Annotated in this window: 17 protein-coding genes and 3 pseudogenes; 9 read left to right on the forward strand and 11 right to left on the reverse strand. The window is 67.7% G+C overall.

Annotated features, from left to right (window positions below; translation table 11 throughout):
* Nucleotides 1-52: 52 nt before the first annotated feature.
* Genes ACH4D3_RS32495 through ACH4D3_RS32515 form a run of 5 tightly spaced genes read right to left on the reverse strand, consistent with a single transcriptional unit; the run spans nt 53 to nt 4,799 of the window.
* Nucleotides 53-1,234 (reverse strand): ABC transporter substrate-binding protein, encoded by a 1,182-nt coding sequence (locus ACH4D3_RS32495; protein WP_398329611.1) that lies wholly within the window; start codon nt 1,232-1,234, stop codon nt 53-55.
* The gene (locus ACH4D3_RS32500) at nt 1,231-2,358 is read right to left on the reverse strand and encodes a branched-chain amino acid ABC transporter permease (protein WP_398329614.1); all 1,128 of its coding nucleotides are present in this window, start codon (nt 2,356-2,358) and stop codon (nt 1,231-1,233) included. The genes ACH4D3_RS32495 and ACH4D3_RS32500 overlap by 4 nt, the downstream gene beginning before the upstream one ends.
* Before the next feature lie 32 nt (nt 2,359-2,390).
* The gene (locus tag ACH4D3_RS32505; protein WP_398329617.1) at nt 2,391-3,266 is read right to left on the reverse strand and encodes a branched-chain amino acid ABC transporter permease; all 876 of its coding nucleotides are present in this window, start codon (nt 3,264-3,266) and stop codon (nt 2,391-2,393) included.
* A 2-nt stretch (nt 3,267-3,268) separates the two neighbouring features.
* Entirely contained in the window at nt 3,269-3,976 is a 708-nt protein-coding gene (locus ACH4D3_RS32510; RefSeq protein WP_398329620.1) for an ABC transporter ATP-binding protein, read from the reverse strand.
* Nucleotides 3,969-4,799 carry an ABC transporter ATP-binding protein gene (locus ACH4D3_RS32515; protein WP_398329623.1) on the reverse strand — a complete coding sequence of 277 codons (831 nt, stop codon included), beginning with the start codon at nt 4,797-4,799 and terminating at the stop codon, nt 3,969-3,971. Before ACH4D3_RS32515 ends, ACH4D3_RS32510 begins: the two co-directional genes overlap by 8 nt.
* A 320-nt stretch (nt 4,800-5,119) precedes the next feature.
* Here ACH4D3_RS32515 and ACH4D3_RS32520 point away from each other — a divergent pair, with 320 nt between their 5' ends.
* The 7 genes from ACH4D3_RS32520 (at nt 5,120) to ACH4D3_RS32550 (ending at nt 13,655) form a co-directional block, all read left to right on the forward strand.
* The gene (locus ACH4D3_RS32520) at nt 5,120-6,352 is read left to right on the forward strand and encodes a thiolase family protein (protein ID WP_398329626.1); all 1,233 of its coding nucleotides are present in this window, start codon (nt 5,120-5,122) and stop codon (nt 6,350-6,352) included.
* A complete protein-coding gene (locus tag ACH4D3_RS32525; RefSeq protein ID WP_398329629.1) occupies nt 6,349-7,905 on the forward strand; it encodes a class I adenylate-forming enzyme family protein in 1,557 nt (518 codons plus the stop codon). The genes ACH4D3_RS32520 and ACH4D3_RS32525 overlap by 4 nt, the downstream gene beginning before the upstream one ends.
* A 13-nt stretch (nt 7,906-7,918) precedes the next feature.
* Nucleotides 7,919-8,764: an SDR family NAD(P)-dependent oxidoreductase gene (locus ACH4D3_RS32530; protein ID WP_398329631.1), complete on the forward strand. Its 846-nt coding sequence runs from the start codon at nt 7,919-7,921 to the stop codon at nt 8,762-8,764.
* Nucleotides 8,764-9,717, forward strand: a complete 954-nt coding sequence (locus tag ACH4D3_RS32535) for an NADPH:quinone oxidoreductase family protein (protein WP_398329634.1) — start codon at nt 8,764-8,766, stop codon at nt 9,715-9,717. Before ACH4D3_RS32530 ends, ACH4D3_RS32535 begins: the two co-directional genes overlap by 1 nt.
* Nucleotides 9,718-9,978: 261 nt before the next feature.
* Nucleotides 9,979-11,247 (forward strand): ricin-type beta-trefoil lectin domain protein, encoded by a 1,269-nt coding sequence (locus tag ACH4D3_RS32540; RefSeq protein WP_398329636.1) that lies wholly within the window; start codon nt 9,979-9,981, stop codon nt 11,245-11,247.
* 380 nt (nt 11,248-11,627) lie between these two features.
* Nucleotides 11,628-12,527, forward strand: a complete 900-nt coding sequence (locus tag ACH4D3_RS32545) for an aldo/keto reductase (RefSeq protein WP_398329639.1) — start codon at nt 11,628-11,630, stop codon at nt 12,525-12,527.
* Between the two features lie 309 nt (nt 12,528-12,836).
* Nucleotides 12,837-13,655: a hypothetical protein gene (locus ACH4D3_RS32550; protein WP_398329642.1), complete on the forward strand. Its 819-nt coding sequence runs from the start codon at nt 12,837-12,839 to the stop codon at nt 13,653-13,655.
* Nucleotides 13,656-13,903: 248 nt separating this feature from the next.
* Here ACH4D3_RS32550 and ACH4D3_RS32555 read toward each other — a convergent pair whose 3' ends face one another.
* Nucleotides 13,904-14,887 carry an aldo/keto reductase gene (locus ACH4D3_RS32555; RefSeq protein WP_398329645.1) on the reverse strand — a complete coding sequence of 328 codons (984 nt, stop codon included), beginning with the start codon at nt 14,885-14,887 and terminating at the stop codon, nt 13,904-13,906.
* 248 nt (nt 14,888-15,135) lie between these two features.
* Here ACH4D3_RS32555 and ACH4D3_RS32560 point away from each other — a divergent pair, with 248 nt between their 5' ends.
* Both ACH4D3_RS32560 and ACH4D3_RS32565 read left to right on the forward strand, forming a co-directional pair.
* Nucleotides 15,136-15,849 carry an acyl-CoA dehydrogenase gene (locus tag ACH4D3_RS32560; RefSeq protein ID WP_398329648.1) on the forward strand — a complete coding sequence of 238 codons (714 nt, stop codon included), beginning with the start codon at nt 15,136-15,138 and terminating at the stop codon, nt 15,847-15,849.
* Between the two features lie 10 nt (nt 15,850-15,859).
* On the forward strand, nt 15,860-15,958 hold the full coding sequence (locus ACH4D3_RS32565) for a hypothetical protein (RefSeq protein ID WP_398330051.1): 99 nt from the start codon (nt 15,860-15,862) through the stop codon (nt 15,956-15,958).
* Between the two features lie 545 nt (nt 15,959-16,503).
* On the opposite strand, the gene ACH4D3_RS32570 is transcribed toward ACH4D3_RS32565, so the two are convergent.
* The 5 genes and pseudogenes from ACH4D3_RS32570 to ACH4D3_RS32590 form a co-directional block, all read right to left on the reverse strand.
* Entirely contained in the window at nt 16,504-16,962 is a 459-nt protein-coding gene (locus ACH4D3_RS32570) for a cellulose binding domain-containing protein (protein WP_398329651.1), read from the reverse strand.
* Nucleotides 16,963-17,262: 300 nt separating this feature from the next.
* A pseudogene (locus ACH4D3_RS32575) lies at nt 17,263-17,747 on the reverse strand (transposase); the annotation flags it as partial.
* Between the two features lie 27 nt (nt 17,748-17,774).
* Nucleotides 17,775-17,870 (reverse strand): annotated as a pseudogene (locus ACH4D3_RS32580) (IS5/IS1182 family transposase); the annotation flags it as partial.
* Nucleotides 17,871-18,171: 301 nt separating this feature from the next.
* Nucleotides 18,172-18,804, reverse strand: coding sequence for a hypothetical protein (locus ACH4D3_RS32585; protein ID WP_398329654.1), 633 nt, complete (start codon nt 18,802-18,804; stop codon nt 18,172-18,174).
* Between the two features lie 615 nt (nt 18,805-19,419).
* Nucleotides 19,420-20,925, reverse strand: a pseudogene (locus ACH4D3_RS32590) (ISL3 family transposase).
* Between the last annotated feature and the right edge of the window lie 9 nt (nt 20,926-20,934).

A 20,934-nucleotide genomic window follows, 5' to 3' on the forward strand; every position in this document is an offset into this window, starting at 1 on the left:
GGTGCGACGGAGAATTGAGGTGTCTGGGTGCGCCATGTCCCCAGCGCGGTGTTCACGGGCAGACGACGTCACCGACGGGGGTCAGAGAGCCGCCGTCGTTGCGGAGCAACTGCTCGCACTGCAGGACTTCGTGGTCCTCGGCGCTGAGCTCGATGGTTCCGTACCATGGTCCGTTGGCCGTCATGTTCAGGGAGTCATGGGCCTTCATCAGACTCTCGCGGGTCAGGTCCTTGCCCGCGTCCTTCAGGATCTGCTCAAGCACCATGCCGTTGGCGATACCGGTGAACGCCGTCTTGTTCGGGCCGAGGCCCTTGCCGTACTTCTTGAGGATGTCGCGGGCCGCCGCGACGCCGGGCTCGTCGGAGTCACCGGGCTTGAGGGCGTTCACGGTGATGATTCCCTCCGCGGCATCGCCGGCCGTCTCGATCACGGACGTGTCGAACCCGGTGGACTGGGTGATACGCGGCACATCCCATCCGTCTCGCTGCATCGCCAGCAGTCCGAGCGACGTGAACTTGACGGATCCCAGAAATACGACGACCTCGGCGCCGGCCCGGCGGAGGGCTGCGATCTGGTTGGCCACGTCGGTGTCGGTGGTGTCGTAGGTCTCGGCTGCCACGAAGTCGTCGCCGTAGGCCTTCTGCCAGACTCCCGTCATGGTGTGGCCGATGTCGTCGTTCTGCAGGAGGACACCGACCTTCGCGTTCTTGTACTCGTTCCGGGCGAAGTTGATCAGTGCTTTCTGCTCGTTCTTGGTGGACGGCAGCATGAGGGAGACGTACGGCAGGAGCGGCTCGACGAAGGTGTCCAAGCTGGTGTTGAGCAGCAGCATGGGTACCTTCTGGTCGTTCATCTGCTTGTAGACGGACAGCTGCGTCGCTGATCCCACGCCCCCGACCAGGGCGAAGACCTTGTCGGAGACGACCAGCCGGGTTGTCTCGGTCACCGCCTTCGCCGGGTCATAGGCGTCGTCGCGAACGATCAGCTTGATCTTCCGCCCATGTATGCCACCGTGAGCGTTGATCGAGTCGATGTAGGCCTGAAAGCCCTTCGCGGCGTCGGCATTCGCCGCGAGCGGTCCGCTGAGCGGCGCGGTCATACCGATCACGATCGAGTCGTCCGTCACGCCCGGGGTGCTGTCGGCTTCGTCTCCGCCTCGTCCGTCGCAACCGGCGAGGACGACTGCCGTGGCGGACATCAGGGCGAGCGCCCGCATGGTGGGGGTGATTCTCATGCTGTTCCTTCTGGGAGGGTGGATGCCCGGTCTCGCGGGAGTTTCCGCGAGACGGCGGACGGAAGGGGGACGGCGCGTCCGGCCTTCGTCAGGAGACCGACGACCCCGTCGCGGGTCGCGATTAGGACGCCGATCAGGATCAGCGCGAAGACCGCCTGGGGCGACAACGCGAGTCCATCGGCTCCGACGAAGGATCCAAGATCGATCGGTGACACATGAGCGTTGAGCTGGAAGATCAGCAACGCGCCCAGAAAGGACCCCGCGATCGAACGGACGCCGCCGACCACGACCATCGTGAGGAACTGAATACCGTAGAAGAGCCCGAAGCTGTCCGGGCCCACGAAGCCGACCGTCATCGCATAGAGCGAACCCGCGATGCCGGCAAGGACCGAGCCGAAGACGAATGCGGTGATCTTGACGCGGCTCGCGCTCACACCGCTGCCCGCGGCCGCGATCGGACTCTCGCGAACGGCATTGAGCGCGAGCCCGACCGCGTCTCGCAGGACGTTGTGGGTGAGCAGCACGACCAGTACGACACAGACGAGCGCCAGGACGTACTCACCCGTCGCCTGATCACCGGGCAGCGGCGCGTCGGGCACGATGATGCCTTGGGTCCCCCCGGTGAGACCGTCGTAGTGCTTCAGGACGATCGGCAGGATCAGGGCGAACGACATCGTCAGGACGGCGAGGAAGATGCCTTCGAAGCGCAGGGCGACGAGCCCCAGGAACAGCCCGACCAGGCCGCAGAGCGCTGCGGCGATGGGCAGGGTGAGGAGAATCGGCCAGCCGTGGTGGACCGACAGGATCGCACTGACGTAGGCACCCAGACCCACCACGGTGCCCTGGGCGAGGTTCAGCTCGCCGGCCCAGCCGACGATGACGTTCAGTCCGAGCACGGCGATGCCCAGAATGAGGACCTGGGTCACGTCGAGAAGCGGCATGAAGGCCGGGGCCGCTATGGCGGGAGGGACGAGAGCCGCGGTCGCCGCGAGCCGACGGCCGCCCCCGGCCATCGCTCCGGCGAGGTATCCGAGCAGCCAGCACAGGCCCAGCGCGAGGGCGCCGGGGAGGAACACCATCGGATAGGTGATCCCCAGACCTGCGGCCGAGCCGACGGCGGCCACGATCACTGACCGCTGGCGCGCGGTGAGAGCAGTCACACCTTCACCGCCGTCCGCTTGCCGAACAACCCGGCCGGCCGCACCGCGAGAATCGCCACGATGACGATAAAGGTCGTGACGGTGCTCAGCTCGGTTCCGATGAATGAGACACGGGTCGCGAGCGAGTTGAGCACTCCGAGGAGGAGCCCGCAGACGACGGCGCCCGCCGCACTGGTCATCCCTGCCAGCACCATGGCTGTGGCGGAGAACAGCAGGACGGACGTCATCATGTTGGCGTCCAGAAGCAGGAGGTTCGCCGCCAGCATTCCCGCGATCGCCCCGACCGCCGCCGACAGCCCCCAGCCAACCGAGACAATACCTTTGACGCTGATGCCCATCAGAGGGGCGGCCTCCGCGTTCGACACCACCGCGCGCATCGCCAGCCCGAGCTTCGTGAACCGGAACAGTGCGGTCAGAGCCACCACCACGATGGACGCGACCACGAAGATCCCGACTGTGACCCAGCTGAGACGCACCCCGCCGATCTGGAGGACACCCGCGGGGAACGGCGTCGGGAACGAGCGGGCTTCGGACGCCCACCACTCATGGGACAGCGCGTTGAAGAGGAGGTAGAGGCCAAGGGTCACCATCAGCACCGACAGATGGGGCAAGCGGCTGGTCGGCCGGATGAAGACCAACTCCACGACGACCCCGAGCAGGAAGGCGCCGAGCACCGTGAGGGTGAAGCCCAGCCAGTAGGGAAGGCCGAGACCCACGATCAGTGTCCACGCGACGAAGGTGGTGAAGGTCGCCATCTCACCCTGCGCGAAGTTGAGCACCCCTGTGGAACGGAAGATCAACACGATCGCGAGGGCGACCATCCCGTAGATCACGCCACTGGCCAGCCCGTTGGCTATGAGTTGAAAGGTCATGGTCAAGCCCCCAGATAGCTGTCGCGAATCGCCGCGTCGTTCATGAGGTCGTCGCGGGTCCCGTGGACGGCTACCACCCCATTGCGCAGCACGTAGCCCGATGAGCAGATCGACAAGGCGATCGAGGCGTCCTGCTCGATGACGAGGGCGGCCAGGTCGAGCTGGCGGCAGATGTCCCCAACGATCCCGTAGACCTGGTCCACGATCTTCGGAGCCAGGCCCAAGGACGGCTCGTCGAGCAACAGCAGCCGAGGCTCCGCCATCAGCGCCCGTCCGATGACCATCATCTGCTGCTCACCACCGGAGAGGGTGCCGGCGGTCTGGTGCCGACGGTCCCGCAGGATGGGGAAGAAGCCATAGACCGCGTCGAGCTTCGCCGCCAGGGAGCGCGACCCCCGCAGCCGGTACGCACCCAGCCGCAGGTTGTCGAGGACCGTCAGATCGCCGAAGATCCCCCGGCCTTCCGGAACGCAGGCGACACCTTGGCGCGCGATCCGGACAGCGCTCGTGCCCGCCAGCGAACGGCCGTCCCACAGGATCTCTCCGCGGGCCGGCCGGACCTGTCCGGTGACGCACTTGAGAGTGCTCGACTTGCCGGCGCCGTTGGCGCCCATCAGCGCCACGATGCTCCCGTCCCCGACGGTGAGCGAGATGCCACGGACGGCCTCTACGGCGCCATAGGTGACATGGAGGTCCCGGATCTCAAGCATGGCTGTCCCGTCGGTCTCGGCCGAGATACGCCTCCAGGACCTGGGGATCGTTCCGGATCTCCGCGGGCGTGCCCTCAGCGATCAGACGCCCGTGGTGGAGCACCACCACCCGGTCGCTGACACTCATGACCATCGACATGTGGTGCTCCACGAGCAGGACCGACATCGTGAAGCGGGTGTTCAACGAGGAGACGAGACCGGAGAGTTCGTCCAGATCGCGCTGCGGAAGGCCGGCGGCCGGCTCGTCCAGCAGCAGAAGCCGTGGTTCCGAGACCATGGCCCGGGCGATGTCCACCTTCTTCTGCGTCCCGTACGGCAGCTCGGAGACCTCCCGGTCCCAGAGGGCGTCGAGCCCGAACTCCCGTGCCACCCAGTGCGCCCTCTCGGAGGCGGCAGCACGCTCTCGCCGCACACGCGGAAGCCGTGCGGCGTGTGCCAGTGCCGTGCTCCTCCGCAAGGAGTGATAGCCGACGGTGAGATTCTGGCCCACCGTGAGCGAGGGGAACACCTGAAGGCCCTGATAGGTCCGGGCGATCCCGGCCGTCACGATCTCGTGCCGTCGCAGCGCGAGGAGGTCCGTGTCGGCGAACCGGACACGACCGCTCGCAACCGGCGCCAGCCCGCAGATCGCGTTGAATGCCGTCGACTTGCCGGCTCCGTTCGGCCCGATAAGCGAAACGATCTCTCCAGGGGCGACACCGAAGGTCACATTGTCCAGCGCCGTCACACCGCCGAAACGGACCGTGACGGACTCCAGCCGCAACGCGGCGCTCAGCGAGGACGGCCGGCGCTGCTGCTCGGCCGAGGTGAAGGACGCTGCCATGAGTCGTCCTCTCGTGTCGTAGGTCACATGGACCTGAGGGAGATTACGGACAGCCTGCCGCCCCAACCACGGAGCGAATTCCAAAGACCGCCCGCATCCGTTGTTCCGAATTCCAACGGTGATCGGCTCCAGTGCGGCGCCAGGCACATGCCATGTCGAAGATCGCGTACTGGATCTCCCGCACCGGCGGTCGGTGACTGTCGAAGACTCCAAGTGGAGGCCGGACATGTTGGAGCCGCCGCAGATGACGACACGTTCTCCTGGCCGGACAGTGGAAGCCCCCATGACCGCAACGGCGCACGAAGAAGGAAGCGGAAGCGTTGAATGACAACGACGTCGTGATCGTGGCCACCTCGATGACGTCCTTCGGCCGTCACGACGACACCACGGTCAAGCAACTGAGCCACCAGGCAGTAGACGAGGTGCTGGCACTGTCGGGCCTGCAACCGGAGCAGATCGGGGTGGGCGTCTTCGCCAACGCCACCTGGGGCGCGCTCGAGGGCCAGTTGATGGCCGGCGGCCAGATCGCTCTCCGTGAGGCCGGAATCAGCGGTGTGCCGATCTTCAATGTGGAGAACGCGTGCGCGGGTGGTGCGAGCGCACTCCACCTCGCGATCAGCCAGGTGCTCGGCGGATTCGCCGACATCAGCCTCGCGGTAGGCGTGGAGAAGATGAACGTGGGCGACAAGTCCCGCTCGTTCGCCGTCTTCGACGGAGCGTACGACGTCGAAGATCCGGACGGCCTGCAGCGCGAGTTGGAGGAGCTCGGCGGGTCCGCTCCGGATGCCGGGGAAGGCCGGCGCTCGGTGTTCATGGACATCTACGCCGCGACCGCGCGGGCGCACATGAAGGAGTTCGGCACCACGGCGCGACAGATCGCCGCAGTGGCATCGAAGAACCACGCGCATGCCGTCGACAACGACAGGGCGTTCTTCCGCGCACCGATATCGGTCGACGACGTACTGCAGGCCCGCGCGCTCGCCCATCCCCTGACCGTCCCGATGTGCTCGCCGATCACGGATGGCGCGGCGGCGGCTCTCGTCACCTCACGTCGGGTCGCCCGGCAGCTGGGCCTCCGCGACGACGTGACAGTCCTCGCCACCACCGTCGCATCGGGCCGGCCCCGGCGTGCGACCGACATCGATGAGCACGTGACCACGCGAGCCGCCGACCGAGCCTTCCGGACAGCCGGGCTCGGACCGGGCGACGTGGATGTGGCCGAGGTGCACGACGCGACGGCATTCGGAGAGATCATGGCATTGGAGCGGACGCGTCTGTGCGAGCCTGGGCGCGGTGGTCCCGACGCGGAGGGCGGCCGCACGAGTCTCGGCGGCGAGCTCCCGGTCAACCCCTCGGGCGGCCTGGAGTCCAAGGGTCACCCCTTGAGCGCGACAGGACTCGCACAGATTCATGAGCTCGTCGGACAGCTCCGTGGAGAATGCGGATCCCGGCAGGTCGACGGTGCACGGACTGCCCTCGCCGAGAACGGCGGAGGCTTCCATCGCGGCGAGGAGGCCGTCGCAGCGGTGACCATCCTGGGGAGGTCGGCGTGACGCTCGTGACCGACCTGTTCGACCGCGGCTGGAAGATCGCCCCGGACTCGGTCGCCTACGCCAAGGGCGAACGCACCTGGACGTACGACGAGGCCGGCCGCAGATCGTGCGCGATCGCTCATCGGCTGCTGGCCCAGGGCTTCCCTCCGGGCAGCAAGTTCGGCGTGCTCGCGCCCAACGATCCGGAGGGATGGATCATCGTGCTGGGGCTGTGGCGCGCCGGCATGGTCTGGATCCCGATGAATCCGGCGAGCCCACCCGAGACCCTTGCGAATCTGTTCACCGGGTTCGACGGCGACGGGATCTTCTTCCACGAGTCGCTCGCCGAGAAGTTCGCGGCCATGCAGGAATCGGCGGGCACGGAGATGTTCAGCCTGGCGTTCGGTCCGACGCGGCCTGGACTGCCGGGCCTGGACCAGTGGATCGGGGACGCCTGCGACCATCGGCCTGAGCTCGAGGCCGACCCCGACGACGTCGTCGCCATCTTCCCGACGGGTGGCACGACCGGCAGTCCCAAGGGCGTGATGAACACGCACCGCTCGTTCTCCATCACCTTCGCCCACATCCTGCTGGCCTTCCCCTACGAGCCCGACCGACCGCCGGTCAACCTCGCCGCGGCGCCGCTGACGCACTCCTCGGGGATGCTCTCGCTGGTGACCTCCGCACAGGGTGGCAAGGTGGTGGTCCTCGAACGCGCCGAGCCCCGGGCCATCCTCCAGGCGATCGAGGACCACTCGGTCACCGAGGTCTTCCTGCCGCCGACTGTGATCTACAGGTTGCTCGAGCAGCCAGATCTCACCGAACGGGACCTCAGTTCGCTGCGCTACCTCATCTACAGCTCCGCACCGATGTCGGTCGAGAAGCTCAAGAAGGCGCTGACCGTCTTCGGGCCGGTGCTGACCGAGTCCTACGGTCAGGTCGAGGCATTCGCCGGCATCTCGTTCCTCCAGCCGTCCGAGCACTTCCAGGACGGCGTTCCCAGGACTGACGGGCGCCTGGCCTCCTGCGGGCGCCCCTACCCGTTCGTGCGCGTCGAGATTCGCCGAGACGGCAGGACGATGGGCGCGCACGAGACGGGAGAGATCTGCGTCAAGGGCGATCTGGTGATGAAGGGCTACTACGGCAACCCCGAAGCGACAGCCGAGGCGTTGAAGGACGGCTGGCTCCACACCGGCGATGTGGGCCACATGGACGAGCACGGCTACCTGTACATCACAGACCGCGCGAAGGACGTGGTGATCTCCGGCGGGTTGAACGTGTACCCGACCGAGGTGGAGCAGGTCCTGTGGTCGCACGCGGCCGTCCAGGACTGCGCGGTCGTGGGCGCACCGCATCCCGACTGGGGCGAGGAACTGGTCGCCGTGGTCGAGCTCAACGACGGGATGAGTGTGTCGGCGAAGGAACTCATCGCGCTGTGCAAGCGGCGGCTCGGCTCCTACAAGGCGCCCAAGCGCGTCGAGTTCGTCGGCGACCTGCCGCGCAGCGTCAACGGCAAGGTTCTCCGGCGTGAGGTCCGTCAGTCTTTCTGGAGGGGTCATGAACGCAGTATCTGAATCACAGGGAGAGTTGACCGGACAGGTTGCGGTCGTGACGGGGGCGGGCTCGCACGATGAGGGGATCGGCAACGGCCGCGCCAGTGCGGTCCGCCTCGCCGAGGCCGGAGCCGGTGTCGTCCTCGTCGAGATCGATGAAGAGCGCGCACGCACGACACAGAAGATGATCGAGGCGGCAGGAGGGATCGCCGTCGTCGAGGTGGCCGACGTGAGCAGCCCGACCGACGTCGCACGGCTGATGGAGTCCGTGATCACGCGCTGGGGCCGTGTCGACGTCCTGGTCAACAACGTCGGCGTGGCCGGCCCGGCCGGCACGGCCGAGACCGTCGACCTGGCAGCCTGGAGCAGGTGTTTCGAGGTCAACGTCACGTCGATGGTGCTGACGTCACGTGAGGCGATTCCCCACATGCGTCGCCAGGGCGGCGGAACGATCATCAACATGAGCTCTGTCGCGGGCCTGCGCGGGCTCTCCCCCGCTGCGGCCTACAGCACGACGAAAGGCGCGGTCGTGGCACTCTCGCAGTCAATGGCCCTGGCGCACGGACGCGACGGCATCCGTGTCAACGTGGTTGCGCCGGGTCTGGTCCATACGCCGATGGTCGGCTCGGGCGTCGATGAAGCGGGCCGGGCCCGTCGGGCCGCCGCAGGCGTCCTGGGAACCGAGGGCACCGCCTGGGACGTCGCGGACGCCGTGGCGTTCCTGGCCGGGCCGGGCTCGCGCTGGGTCACCGGCTCCGTGCTGGCCGTCGACGGCGGGCTGATCGGAACCACGATCCCGACCGACCTGCCGTCCGCTGCCGGCCTCGGCTCGACGAGCGGGGCACCGGGCTCCCTCGCGACGAGCGGCGGTGCCTCCTGATGCGCGCGGTGCAGATCACCTCCCTGGCCGGTCCTGAGGCCGTGAGCGTCGGTGAGGTCGACGCCCCATCGGGCACGGGAAAGGTGCTGATCCAGGTCAAGGCCGCCGGTGTGTCGTTTCCCGAGGTGCTGCAGTCGCGGGGGCAGTACCAGACGAAGCCGGCGTTGCCCTTCGTTCCGGGTGCCGAGCTGGCCGGTGTCGTTGTCGAGGCACCTGCGGAGTCGGTGTTCTCGCCTGGTGATCGGGTGGCCGCTCTGAGCGCGGTGGGAGCCTTCGCCGAGCAGGCGGCAGTCGATCCGCGGTACGTCTTCCCCCTGCCCGACCCGGTTTCGTTCGAGACGGGCGCCGCGGTCATCCTCAACTACGGAACCGCCTATTTCGCCCTTCTCCGGCGTGGCCGTCTCCAGGCCGGCGAGTCGGTGCTCGTACACGGTGCGGCCGGCGGGATCGGAACGGCGGCGATCCAGGTCGCCAAGGCGTTCGGTGCCGGGCGTGTGACGGCTGTGGTTTCGACAGCGGCGAAGGGAGAGGTCGCGACGGCGGCCGGAGCCGACGACTACGTTCTGGCCGACGGCTTCCGCGACCGGCTCGCCGGCGCAACGTTCGACGTGGTGGTCGACCCCGTCGGTGGCGATCGGTTCACCGACTCCCTGCGCCTGCTGGCCGAGGACGGACGCCTGTTGGTGATCGGCTTCACCGCCGGTGCCATCCCCGAGGTCAGGGTGAATCGGCTTCTGCTCAGCAATACGTCGGTGGTCGGGGTCGGGTGGGGCCCGTCCGTCCTGGCGCGTCCGGACCGGTTGCGGCGTCAGTGGGACGCCCTTGCCCCCCACTTGGCGACCGGTGCGCTGGAACCGGTCATCTCGTCCGTGCGGCCGATGGAGCGGATAGTCGAGGCGTTGCTGGAGATCGACGAGCGGCGAGCTACCGGCAAGGTGATCGTCACTCCCTGATCGGCCGTCGGCCTCCACTTGGTCAGCTCCGTCCGGTGGCGCTCGTGGCGCGAGCCATGTCGTGCGGAACTCGTGCGCCACTCGGCCGGCGTCCACTCAATGCGCGTTGGCGGTCTTGGCGCCGCACCTGACGGCCGCTAAGGTCCGGACCAATCGCGTCCGGCCGGTCGCTGTCCCAGGTTCTGCTGTGCTCCTACCCCACTGCGGAGGAAGCCGATGGCGGGTTTGTACTCGAAGGACCGTTCGCACCAACCGGTATCGGTGCGTGTGCGCACTCTCGTCGCCCTGGCGGCGGCGTGCGCGGCAGCATTCACCGCCGCAGCGCCGACCGCCTCGGCGCGGGGGGCGGCACAGGCGGAGCCGGGCCTGGCGGCCGCCGCCTCGGGTCTCGGCTACGTCGCGATGGGGAGCTCCTTCGCAGCCGGGCCGGGGATTCCTCCGGTGCAGGACAGCGGCGGTGCCTCGGCGTGCGCCCGGTCGGGCGCCAACTACCCGAGCATCGTGGCCCGGGAGATCGGGGCGAACCTCACGGACGTCTCGTGCAGCGGCGCGACCACCGCGAACATCTTGACGGTCAGTCAGTCCGGGCAGCAGCCGCAGGTCCGGGCCGTAACCGCGGAAACCCGCGTGGTCACCGTCACGATCGGTGGCAACGATGTCAACTACCTGGGCAGCATGAACGCCTATTCCTGCCAGAGCGGCGGCGGCGCCAACTGCGGCACGGTGGACCGGAACGCGATCAACCAGGCTTTCCCTGCCCTGGCCGGGCGGATCGGGAACATCGTGACGGCCATCCGCAGCACGGCACCCCAGGCGCACGTCTATCTGGTCAACTACTTCACCCTCCTGCCGGCCTCCGGGGTGTGCGCCAACGTCCCGCTGACCGATGACCAGGCGACGTTCGAGCGCGGCGTCGCCTCGCGCCTGGCGGAGGCCACCGCGGCAGCGGCAGCCGACACACAGGCCACCTTGGTCGACCTGGCTGCCGCGAGCCGTGGACACGACGCGTGCTCGGGGAGCCCCTGGGTGGAGTCGTACCGTCCGGCGCCGGGCCGGGCCACCTACCACCCCAACGAGGCCGGAATGAGAGAGGCGGCCGCCCTCGTGCAGTCCGCTGTGGCGGCCGGCGGGCAGACGGAAACGGTCACGTTCCGCTCAGGGATCGCGGGCAAGTGCATCGACGTGCGGAACTCCGGAACTGCCGACGGCACGCCCGTGCAGCTCTACAGCTGCAACGGCACCAACGCGCAACGATGGACGTATGTGCCTGGCGCCGGCGGCACACTGCGGGCCCTGGGCCGCTGTCTCGACGTGAGCGGCAGCGGGACCGCGAACAGGACCAAGGTCCAGCTCTGGCCGTGCAACGGCACCGGCGCCCAGCGCTGGGTGACGGGGCCCGACTCCTCGCTGGTCAACCCGCAGTCCGGGCGATGCCTGGACGATCCGGGGAGTTCCAGCGCGGACGGAACGCAGCTGCAGATCTACGACTGCAACGGCGCGGCCGCCCAGCGCTGGACCCCGACCGCCTGACGCCGGACGCGTGGGGTCCGCCCAGCCGCCGGCAGGACGGACCCCACGCACGAGCACACCTCGTGGCGCGGCTCCCGGTCCCGTTCCACCACCCACTTCACCGATCACGGGCACCGACACCACCGACCGGCGCCGGATGCTCGAACTCGATATGCGGGGTGGCGGCATGCGTCTACGACGCGAGCAAGTGGCGCCACCACGGCACCCGCCCCGCACGCGTGGGTGCAGCACACCCACGCCCCCACGAGCCGACCGCATTAATGTCGTCACTGCGGACAGTGAGAACAAACCCGGTGACTGCCAGGAAGACATCCGTCCGACGAGAATGCCGACGGGGACACCGTCGAGGACAAGACCCCGGAGAAGGGTGACGCCCGATCATGAACACCTCCCTCGCCGACAGCGTGGGCACGTACGAGATCGCGGGGAAGAAGATCGCTCGCCTGGGCTTCGGCACCATGCGGTTGACCGGCCTCGGCATCTGGGGCGAGCCCGAGGACCGCGCCGAGTGCGTGCGTGTCGTGCGGCGTGCCGTCGAACTCGGCGTGCAGCTCTTCGACACCGCCAATTCCTACGGGCCCTATATCAGCGAGGAGATCATCCGGGAGGCCATCCATCCTTATCCGGAGGATGTACTGATCGCCACCAAGGCGGGCCTGACGCGCAACGGCCCGGACGTCATCAGGCAGGGAGACGAGCTGGTGCGCCTCGGGCCCAAGGCCTGGCCGCCGGTCGGCCGCCCGGAATACCTCCGTCAGGAGGCGCTGATGAGTCTGCGGCGGCTCGGCCTCGACCAGATCGACCTGTTCCAGCTCCATCGGGTGGACCCCAAGGTTCCGCTGGAGGAGCAGGTCGGCGAGCTGAAGAACCTCCAGGACGAAGGCAAGATCGTCGCGATCGGACTGTCACAGGTCACGGTCGAGCAGATCGAGCAGGCGCGACGGATCGCGGACATCGCCACGGTCCAGAACCGGTACAACGTCGCAGACCGCAGCTCCACCGACGTGCTCGACCACTGCACCCGGCACGGCATCGGTTTCATCCCCTGGGCGCCCGTGGCCGCAGGCCGGTTGGCACGCCCCGGGGGGCCACTCGACCACATCGCCGCGGCGCACCACGCCACCCCCTCCAATGTCGCGCTCTCCTGGCTGCTGCAGCGCTCCGACGTCGTCCTGCCCATTCCCGGCACGTCCAAGGTCGCCCACCTGGAAGAAAACCTGGCTGCCTCCCGGCTCCGTCTCAGCGAAGCGGAACTGGCAGAACTCGACGCTGCCGCCTGAGCTCGGTCTTTCGTGCGGCCCGTCGGCTTCTTCGGCGAGCCGGTCGGTTGTCCGGGCCCGCGGCGGGCGGGCCGATGCGCTTCGGGCCGTGCCAGGGCGCCGGTGTCCCCTGCGGTTTCGCCGATCGGGGTGGGAGTCGCGCTGCACCGAACCGGACTCCTGGGGCGCTCCTTGGCACCGAGACCGTGCAGAGGCACCGTCATCCCTTATATCAGCAGGTCAGCCGATGTTAGTCTGAGATGGCCGCTTGTCGGAGACGTCCCGGCACCAGAGGGCGCTCGCCCGCCACACGATGAGGGGGTGTCCACGGTGGCCCAGCTGGACGAGGAATGGTCCTGGCTCGAGGACCGGCCGGTGTTCACCACCCGCGGCGAGAGGGGCGGCAATGTCACCATTGTGCCGCCCGGGGCCGTGCTCGAGCCCCTCACTCTGCGTTTCTCGCTCGGCGTGGCGTCGTTCGTTGTGAGCGTCGCGCTGGCGGTCGTCGGCACCGGGCTCGTGATCTCCGGCCCGTCAGGAGCATCACCCCCGAGAGGCTGGTGGTGGCTGGCTCTCGCCATTCCGGCGTCGGGACTGGCGCTGTTCTCCTTCGCCGGCATCTATGTCGAGGGCATGCCGCGGATGATGCGCGAGCGACCGCGTAATCTGCTCCTGCTGGCCGGCCTGCTGGGCGGGTTCACGCTGAGCCTCGCGGTGCTGGCTGCGCTGGGCAGCGCTGAGGGCGTCATGCTGGCGACAGCGGTATCGGCGGTCGCCTGTGCGGTCACCGCGCTGTACGCCGCGCGCGGGATACGCCGAGCGCGGACGGACGTCATGCGCATCCTCCGTCTCCGCGCCACGGGAATGGCACACACGGGGGTGATCGCGGCACTCCCGGACCGCAAGACCTGGAACCACGGCGGCGACGTTCCGATCCGCTATCGGGACGACGGCGACGAAGCCGAGCACACGGTCACCGTACGGGTGAACACCTGGGCACACGAGATCCCGGTTCCCGGGACGCGCGTGATCGTGCACAGGGACGAGGAAGGCGATCTGCTCGTCGAGCTCGACACGGCCCACCCCGTCGAGTACTACCCCCACAGTCAGTTGTACGAACAGGACACCAGCGGCGGCGGCAGCATGTGAGGCGTAGAGAAGCGTGGTCATAGCCCGGCTGACCCGTTCACATCCCAGGATCGCTGATCACGATCGCGGTCCCGGCATCAGGCCGGGTTGGCCGACAGGCCACGCACTGGTGACGCTTGGGGCACCCGTGTCTGGGTGCCGGCCAACCGTCCGACGATCAGTCGCTGCGACCAGGCGCCGTGCGGATGCGGCGGGGACTGGTGGCCGCCACCGGTCATCGTCGCCCCACCCGCTCGGCGGAGCGCGCGTCAGAACCCGGTGGGGGTGCGGGGCGTATAGGCAGCCTCAAGCCGGTCGATCTCGCTTTGAGTGAGGCTGAGGTCGAGGGCAGCGACGGCGTCGTCGACATGGTGGGACTTGGTCGCGCCGATGATCGGTGCGGAGACTGCGGTCTTGTCCGCGATCCAGGCGAGTGCGACCTGTGCCATCGGGACGCCTCGCTCGGCGGCGACAGCCTCGACGGCGTCGACGACCTCCTTGTTCGAGTCCGTGTTGAGGCTGGCGCCGAACACATCCAGCTCGGTGCGGGCCGAGGATCCGGCCTCGCCCCAGGGGCGGGCCACGTAGCCGCCGGCAAGCGGCGCCCAGGGGATGACCCCGATCCCGGTGGCGAGCGCGTAGGGGTGCATTTCGCGCTCCTCCTCGCGCTGCAGCAGGCTGTACTGGTCCTGCATCGAGATGAACTTGGTCCACCCGTGAAGCTCGGCGGTGTGCTGTAGCTGGGCGAACTGCCAGGTCCACATGCTGGACGCGCCGAGGTAGCGGGCCTTGCCGGCCTTGACGACGTCGTGGAGTGCTTCCATCGTTTCCTCGGCCGGCACCGTGGGGTCGAAGCGGTGCACCTGATAGAGGTCCACGTAGTCGAGGCCGAGACGGGTGAGTGACTCGTCGATGGAACGCAGGACGTTCACGCGCGAGAGCCCGCGACCGTTGCGGCCTGCGTGCGGCGTCGTAGGAGCGAACACCTTGGTGAACACCTGCGTGCTCTCCCTCGGCCCCAACTCCTTGACGAGCGCTCCGGTGATCTCTTCACTGGTGCCGGAGGCGTAGTTGTTAGACGTGTCGAAGCTCGTGATCCCCGCCTCATAGGCGCGACGCACCATTGGACGCGCCTGCTCGATGTCGAACACCCAGGGAACCGCGCCGTCCGGAACCCCGTAGCTCATCATTCCGAGCACCAGGCCGCTGATCTCCAGTCCAGAACACCCGAGCCGCACCGTTTTCGTTGTCATCCCTGTCCCCTCTCCGGTCCAGCCTTTCAGCTGCCGGCCGGAGCATGAAGCTCTCAGCGGCGCGCCATGATCACACTACTTCCGCAACGCACCACGCGGCCCTGCGGGTTCAACGAGGAGGATTCGCGACCATGCCCGGACCGGGAAATGGTGACCCTGCCTCGAAAGCACGGGCAGCGGCACTACCGGATGGCCGGGACGCGCCGATCCGTACGCGAGCTGTCGCGGAAGCGGCCGGGGGAGATGCCGTGTCCGACGCGCCGACGGTCGCCCGCAGGCTGACCGAGCTGGGACGCCCCTGCCCGTCGGCCGGATGGATCGCCGGCACCTGTGCCACGTCCAAGACCATGACGGCCCTGAGCCACAGCGCGTCCGCCCGTAGGGAGTTCTTCCCCGACCCGGACGCGCTGGTCTGCAGCTCCGGACTCCCCTCGGCCCAAGGCGTGCGTGAGGCGGACGGCATTCGCGTGACGGGACGTTGGGACAACGTTTCCGGATGCGAGTCCGCCCAGTGGGCGAATCTGGCCGTGACGGTGGACGACGCCTACCAGGTCGCGGCCGTCCACCTCGCCGACCTGACCGTCGAACGGAGCCGGCACATGGCAGGCATGCGGGGCACGGGAAGCCAGCGGCTCGTCGCCGACGGTCTTCTATTACCCGTCCACCGCGTCGCCCAGGGCGGCCCGCCCGCGCCGCCGGTCCAGCTATTCCTCGGGCTGTGCGTGCTCGCCCCGGTCGTGGGGGCGGCGCAGGGCGCGCTCGACGTGGTCCAGGACATGTTCGAGTCCGACCGCAAGCCCTTCAAGCCGAACCACACGCACCTGAGCGACTCTCCCGGCGAGCGGGAAAACCTCACCGAGGTCGAGCACGCCCAGCTCCGGACGAGTCTGGCGGTGCGGCCAAGGACTGCCGGAGCACGCTGGACTCCTGCTCGACCTGCACGGCTCCAGCGGCTTCCGTGACTCCAACGCCCTGCAGCGCGACTGGCGGGACGTCGGGGTGGGCAGCCGTCATCCCGCACTGAACGCCCTTCTCGCCGCCGAGGGCCTCGGCAGCGCACTGGTCGCGTAGCGCATGGAAGATCACAGCCGCCGTCGCCTGGCGGTGTCGTCGCCCAGGCCCTCGACCGCCTTGCGCAGGTCACCGACGGTCAGCGCGAGGTGAGGCAGGCCCCGCCGGTTGGTCGCCATCGGGAACACGACGGTGCGGCGGGCGTCGTGGCCGTCGCACGGCAGGCACGAGGCCGGAGCTGGGTGTCTCGGGCGGTGCAGGGCGGACGGTAGACCGCCTCGCGGGCGCAGGGCCTCGGCCACAGCCACCGGTTGCTGTCACCGGCGGGCTGCCCGTGAGAGGGGCGCCACTCGTCCCAGTGACCGGACTCCACTTCGCACCAGGTGAGGTTCTCCAGCGTGTCCGGGCCGAAGTGCAGCTGAGGAACTCATGGTTGTCGGCGGTTACCCATCCTCGCCTCGGGCCGGACCGCCTGTCCGGCCGGCGGCCTGGTTGACGCGTGGCCCGCGCAACCGGTCCCACTGGCCGTGACCCCGGCACGGCAGAGGTGACCGCCGAGCCCGCCGGTATGCCCGACGCCTCACCGCCTGCCGTGCACGGATCTGTCAGGCCTGCGCCTCACACGTGAACGTGGGCGTCTCCGTGCCGTCGTAGCCACTGAGTATGTACACGAAGACGTCGACCCGGTCCACCAGGATCGGACGGTACCCGTAGGGCGCGCTGTCGAATGTCACCTTGTCACCGTCGACGGTGGGGACGAACGGCCAGAAGCTTTCTATCGTCTCTCCCTGCGGCAGGGTGCCCTTGACGTTCCATGCGTTGATCGTCACGGGGCCCGTGTTCTTCACCGCGACGGTCACTCGGTACCTGCCGTCGGGGTAGTGGGCGGCCTCGTAGACGTCGGCGCTGCAGGTGGCCGTCCCCTGGGCTCCCGTGCTGGCGGTCGCGGGGCCGGAGCCGAACCCGACGAGAAGGGCCGCGGAGAGTGCCGCGCCGCACGCGGCCGCCAGCGAGCGCTTGTGGACTAAACGGGCCGGTCCGGAGGTGGGGGGAGTGGTCTTCATGACACCGTCCTTCGTCGTTGCCGCACACGGCGGCACCGTCCGGCCGAGTCGGGGGCCCGTACCGCGGACGCGCGCAGCACCGATGAACATCCCGGTCAGCAGACCGTGTGCTCGCCGTGTGACGTGAGCGTGGACTCAGTCTTGTGGGGATGCGTTCAACTTTCAAGTACCCATGTGTAATAGAGGAATTCAGGTGCCTACTGAGGTTGAACACGTGATGTCCTCTGCGGTCAGGGGTTGATGGCCAGGCCGGTTACGGCGAGGCAGCGGGACTACTGCACGAACAGGCGACGGTGGGGTTTATGCAGACAGGGCTGCGGGTGGGGTCATGATGGTCTCGTACTCGGTGGGGTCAATCGGGTCAGGCGTCTCTGACGCCGGCGGCGGCGATAGGTACGCTCGATCCAGGTGACGATCGCGATCCGCAGTTCCTGGCAGGTGGGCCAGGCACGGCGGTGGAGTACGTTCTTCTGCAGCAGCGCGAAGAAGCTCTCCATGGCTGCGTGTCGCCGGCTGCACCGACTCTCCCCATCGACCGATCATGCCGTGCCGTGCGAGAACGGCAACGAACTTCCGGGAGCGCAATCGCGACCCGCGGTCGGAACGAACGATCCATCCGACGACCTGATCTCGACGGGCGACGGGCGAGTCCAGGGCCCTGACGGCGAGACTGGACTTCATCCGGGTGTCAATGGAGTAGCCCACGATGCGGCCCGAGAAGACGCCTTGACCGCACACAGATACAACTTGCCCTCGCCGGTTGCGCGTTCGGTGACGTCCGTGAGTCATGGCCGGTTCGGGGCGTCGGCGTAGACGAGGACGCGCTGGTGCGGCGGGAGCTTGCAGCGGCGGTCACCCTCTCGGGTGACGATAGGTATCGTGACCCACTCGACCAACGCATGAGGCATGTCGAGTGCGGCAGGGTAGGGACCAACAGGGCTCCTGGGCCGGCAGGTTGGGACTTCGAACACCTCACCCAACGGCACGGGGAGCCCTGTCCGTTGCGGGACCAAGATCATCACCCGATGGGTGGCCACGCTGAGAAGGCTCACTGATCACGGACCCCGCGTCCGCTCTGTCATCCGCCCAAAACTGCTTCGTCCTCACGCCAGTTGGGCGATCCCGGGAACTCGCACAAGCTCAGCCACTTCAACCCGCAGAGACCCGATGAAAACGGCTCACCGAGCCGAGTTCTCATATTCTCGTACCTCAGCGCCCGCCACCGCGCCTGTGGTGGCGTTGTTGCTGCGGGGCTTGCTGGTAATAGTGCTGGCTTGACGAGGGACCCGCTGCAGACGAGGACGAATACCCACTGGTATATCCGGTGGCATATCCCGTGGCATATCCGGCAGTGGGGTTGGTAAAATTGCTCACGTACTCTTGCCGGCGTTGCTCGCGCTCACGCATAACCTCGATGGCTTTAGTGGCATTGCTGTTGAATACCTCTCCCCCTACAGGTTCTCCGTGTCGGAATTTCTGCACACTGTACACATACTCCGGCTTGATGCCTTTCCAGTGTGCGACCTCATTCTGGTTCGGATAGGCGGCATAGCCAAGAGAGGTAAGGAAATCATAACCACCCCTCACCATAACAGTGTAACGGTAGGTGGTGCCATCCTCATTCACCGCCCCACCAGGAGGAAGAACCTCCGTGTATGCAGAGTCCCTGCTTGTGCTCACTAGAGCAGTTTCGGTGGTTTCAGCCTGATAGTACTGAAGACTGCTTGGTTTCTTGTCGTTGCGGGATCGAAATCCTGAATGAAAGATTTCCCGGGGAGGGCGACTGTCCCATCGATAGAGGGGCTCCAGGTCTGCACGGTAGGTGACCTGATTGCCTTCCATGGGGCCACTCCTGGCCACCGTGATGGTACTCGGGTCGGGCCCGTACATACTGCTCCCGAAGCCGGAAGTGGGCTGCGGAATGTACGTTGTCTCACGCGGCCCGGAGTCGAAGAAATTGGTCGCGAACGCCTCAGGATCTCCGGCGCCTTCGAAGGACCCTTCCGAACCGGTGTAATGCGAAGACGCTGTGTCAGCTGAAGAATATTCACGATCCGGTGGAGTCGACATATGACTGCTTCCCTTCCTGGAAGGATGTAGCGATCGGCACCCCGTTTATTCGGCGCTCGCATCACTCTGGATGTCGTAGTTCATCTCTACAACGTAGAGATTCCCCGCTCCGGTTCAACCTCGGTCGACTGGGGCCGGTGATGCCCGCTGCCAGAGCTGTCGGTCTTCGACTCGATCCGCGTGACCCGGCTCAAGGCTGTCGGCAATCAGCCGGGGAACCCGCGCAAGGCCGCCGAAGCGCTGCTGCACATCCTCGACATGCCCGAGCCCGCGATCATCTGGTTCTGGGTTCCGACGCCCTGCGCCCCACGGGCAGGGTCGACAAGCGGTGAAGGGTCTGTCAAACGAGCGGGGCTGTTCCGTAGTCGGTGGTGACGGTGGGTTTCGTCAGTCCAGGAGAATGCGGTGGCGGAGGAGGGGGAAGCTCGCGCGGCCGCACATGTGGCGTTTGATCAGCTTGGTCTTGTTGTTGACGCCTTCGGTGCCGCCGTTGTGGTATGGCAGGGTGAGGGCGGCGTTCGACTGCGGCACGGTCCCTTTCGAGGCCCCGGGTGAAGGCACGCAGGTGGGGCAGATCCTCGGCCTGTACCAAGGTGGTCCAGGCGCTCAACAGGGCGGCATTGCCGTTGCCGGGATCCAGCAGCACAGCGAAGCGGTGGATGAGATCGGCCAGAGCGGTCATCTCGTGGCAAGTACCGCGGGCGGCCTCGATACGTTCCCGCTGGTGGTCCTTGAGGCGGTCGGGGCGGGTGAGCGGGTGGCGGGCCAGGCGCCGGGGGGAGAGGGCGGGCCGGTCGGCCTCGACGCGGCCCTGGTTGATGTAGCGGACGAGCAGGTTCGAGCCGCCGGCGCAGCCCGGTTCTCCGATCTCCTGGAGGAGATGGGTGACGGGGACGGCCGGGTTCTCCAGTCGACGCTTGCGCAGGTGATCGCGGTAGGGATCCACGAGGGTGGGCCGGTACTTTGGGGCGCGGATGAGGCGCTCGGACTCGGCGACGCGGTCATAGCGCTTGACGGTGTCCAAGGCGAGGTTGAGGCGTTGTGCACACTCCAGAAGTCCGACTCCGCGCTCGCGCAGGGCGTGGCGTGCTGCCAGCGCTCGCGAGTGGTGGCAGCCTGTCTCCCCTCGGCCGAGGACGGGCCCGATTTCGCCCAGCAGGTGCTGTGCGCGGAGACCTCCTTGCGGACGGCCTCGGCGAGGTTGTGCCACAGGTGCCAGCGGTCGCTGATCTGGACCGCGTCGGGCAGAGGTCGGCGGACCGCCTCGGCGTAGGTGGCCGATCCGTCCCGGCACACGGCCTCATTGCCCGGATGCCCGCGCAGCCAGGCTTCCAAAGTGGCGGCGGCGCGGCCAGGCAGCACCTCGATTCGCTCACCGGTTTCGGCGTTGACGATGATCGTGGCGTAGCTGTGCCGGCGCCGCAGGGCGAGGTCGTCGACCCCGATCACCCGCGGGATCCGCGCCTCCGGCACGGGCACCCGCCGCAGCAGCCGCAGGGCGGAGGCGTACGACACGGGCACGGCCCTCGACCGGGCGAGTCGGGCGGACGCCCGGCCGCACAACTCCTTGACCAGCTGGAGAACTGCCCGATCAGGCGTACGGTGCGGCGCTGATGGCGCTCCAGCAGCCCGGGAACCCGCTCCCGGAAGATCTGCCGCCTGCAGACCAGATCCGGACATACCAGCCGTCGTATCCTCACCCGGACCACGACCTGCCGACCGTCGACCGGCACATCCCGCACCGTCCGGCCGTGATACCCGTGGATCCGCGCCCGTCACCACTCCACACCGCGAACAGGGAACCGCAACATCCCGGGTCCGAGCCGAAACCCGGAATACCTCGCCACCTTCCGCCACATCCTCGATGACGAACGCCGACAACCCCGGAAACACCGTCCCTGC

This window comes from Streptomyces sp. NPDC018026, from assembly GCF_044327745.1.
Taxonomy (GTDB): Bacteria; Actinomycetota; Actinomycetes; order Streptomycetales; family Streptomycetaceae; genus Streptomyces; species Streptomyces rubrogriseus.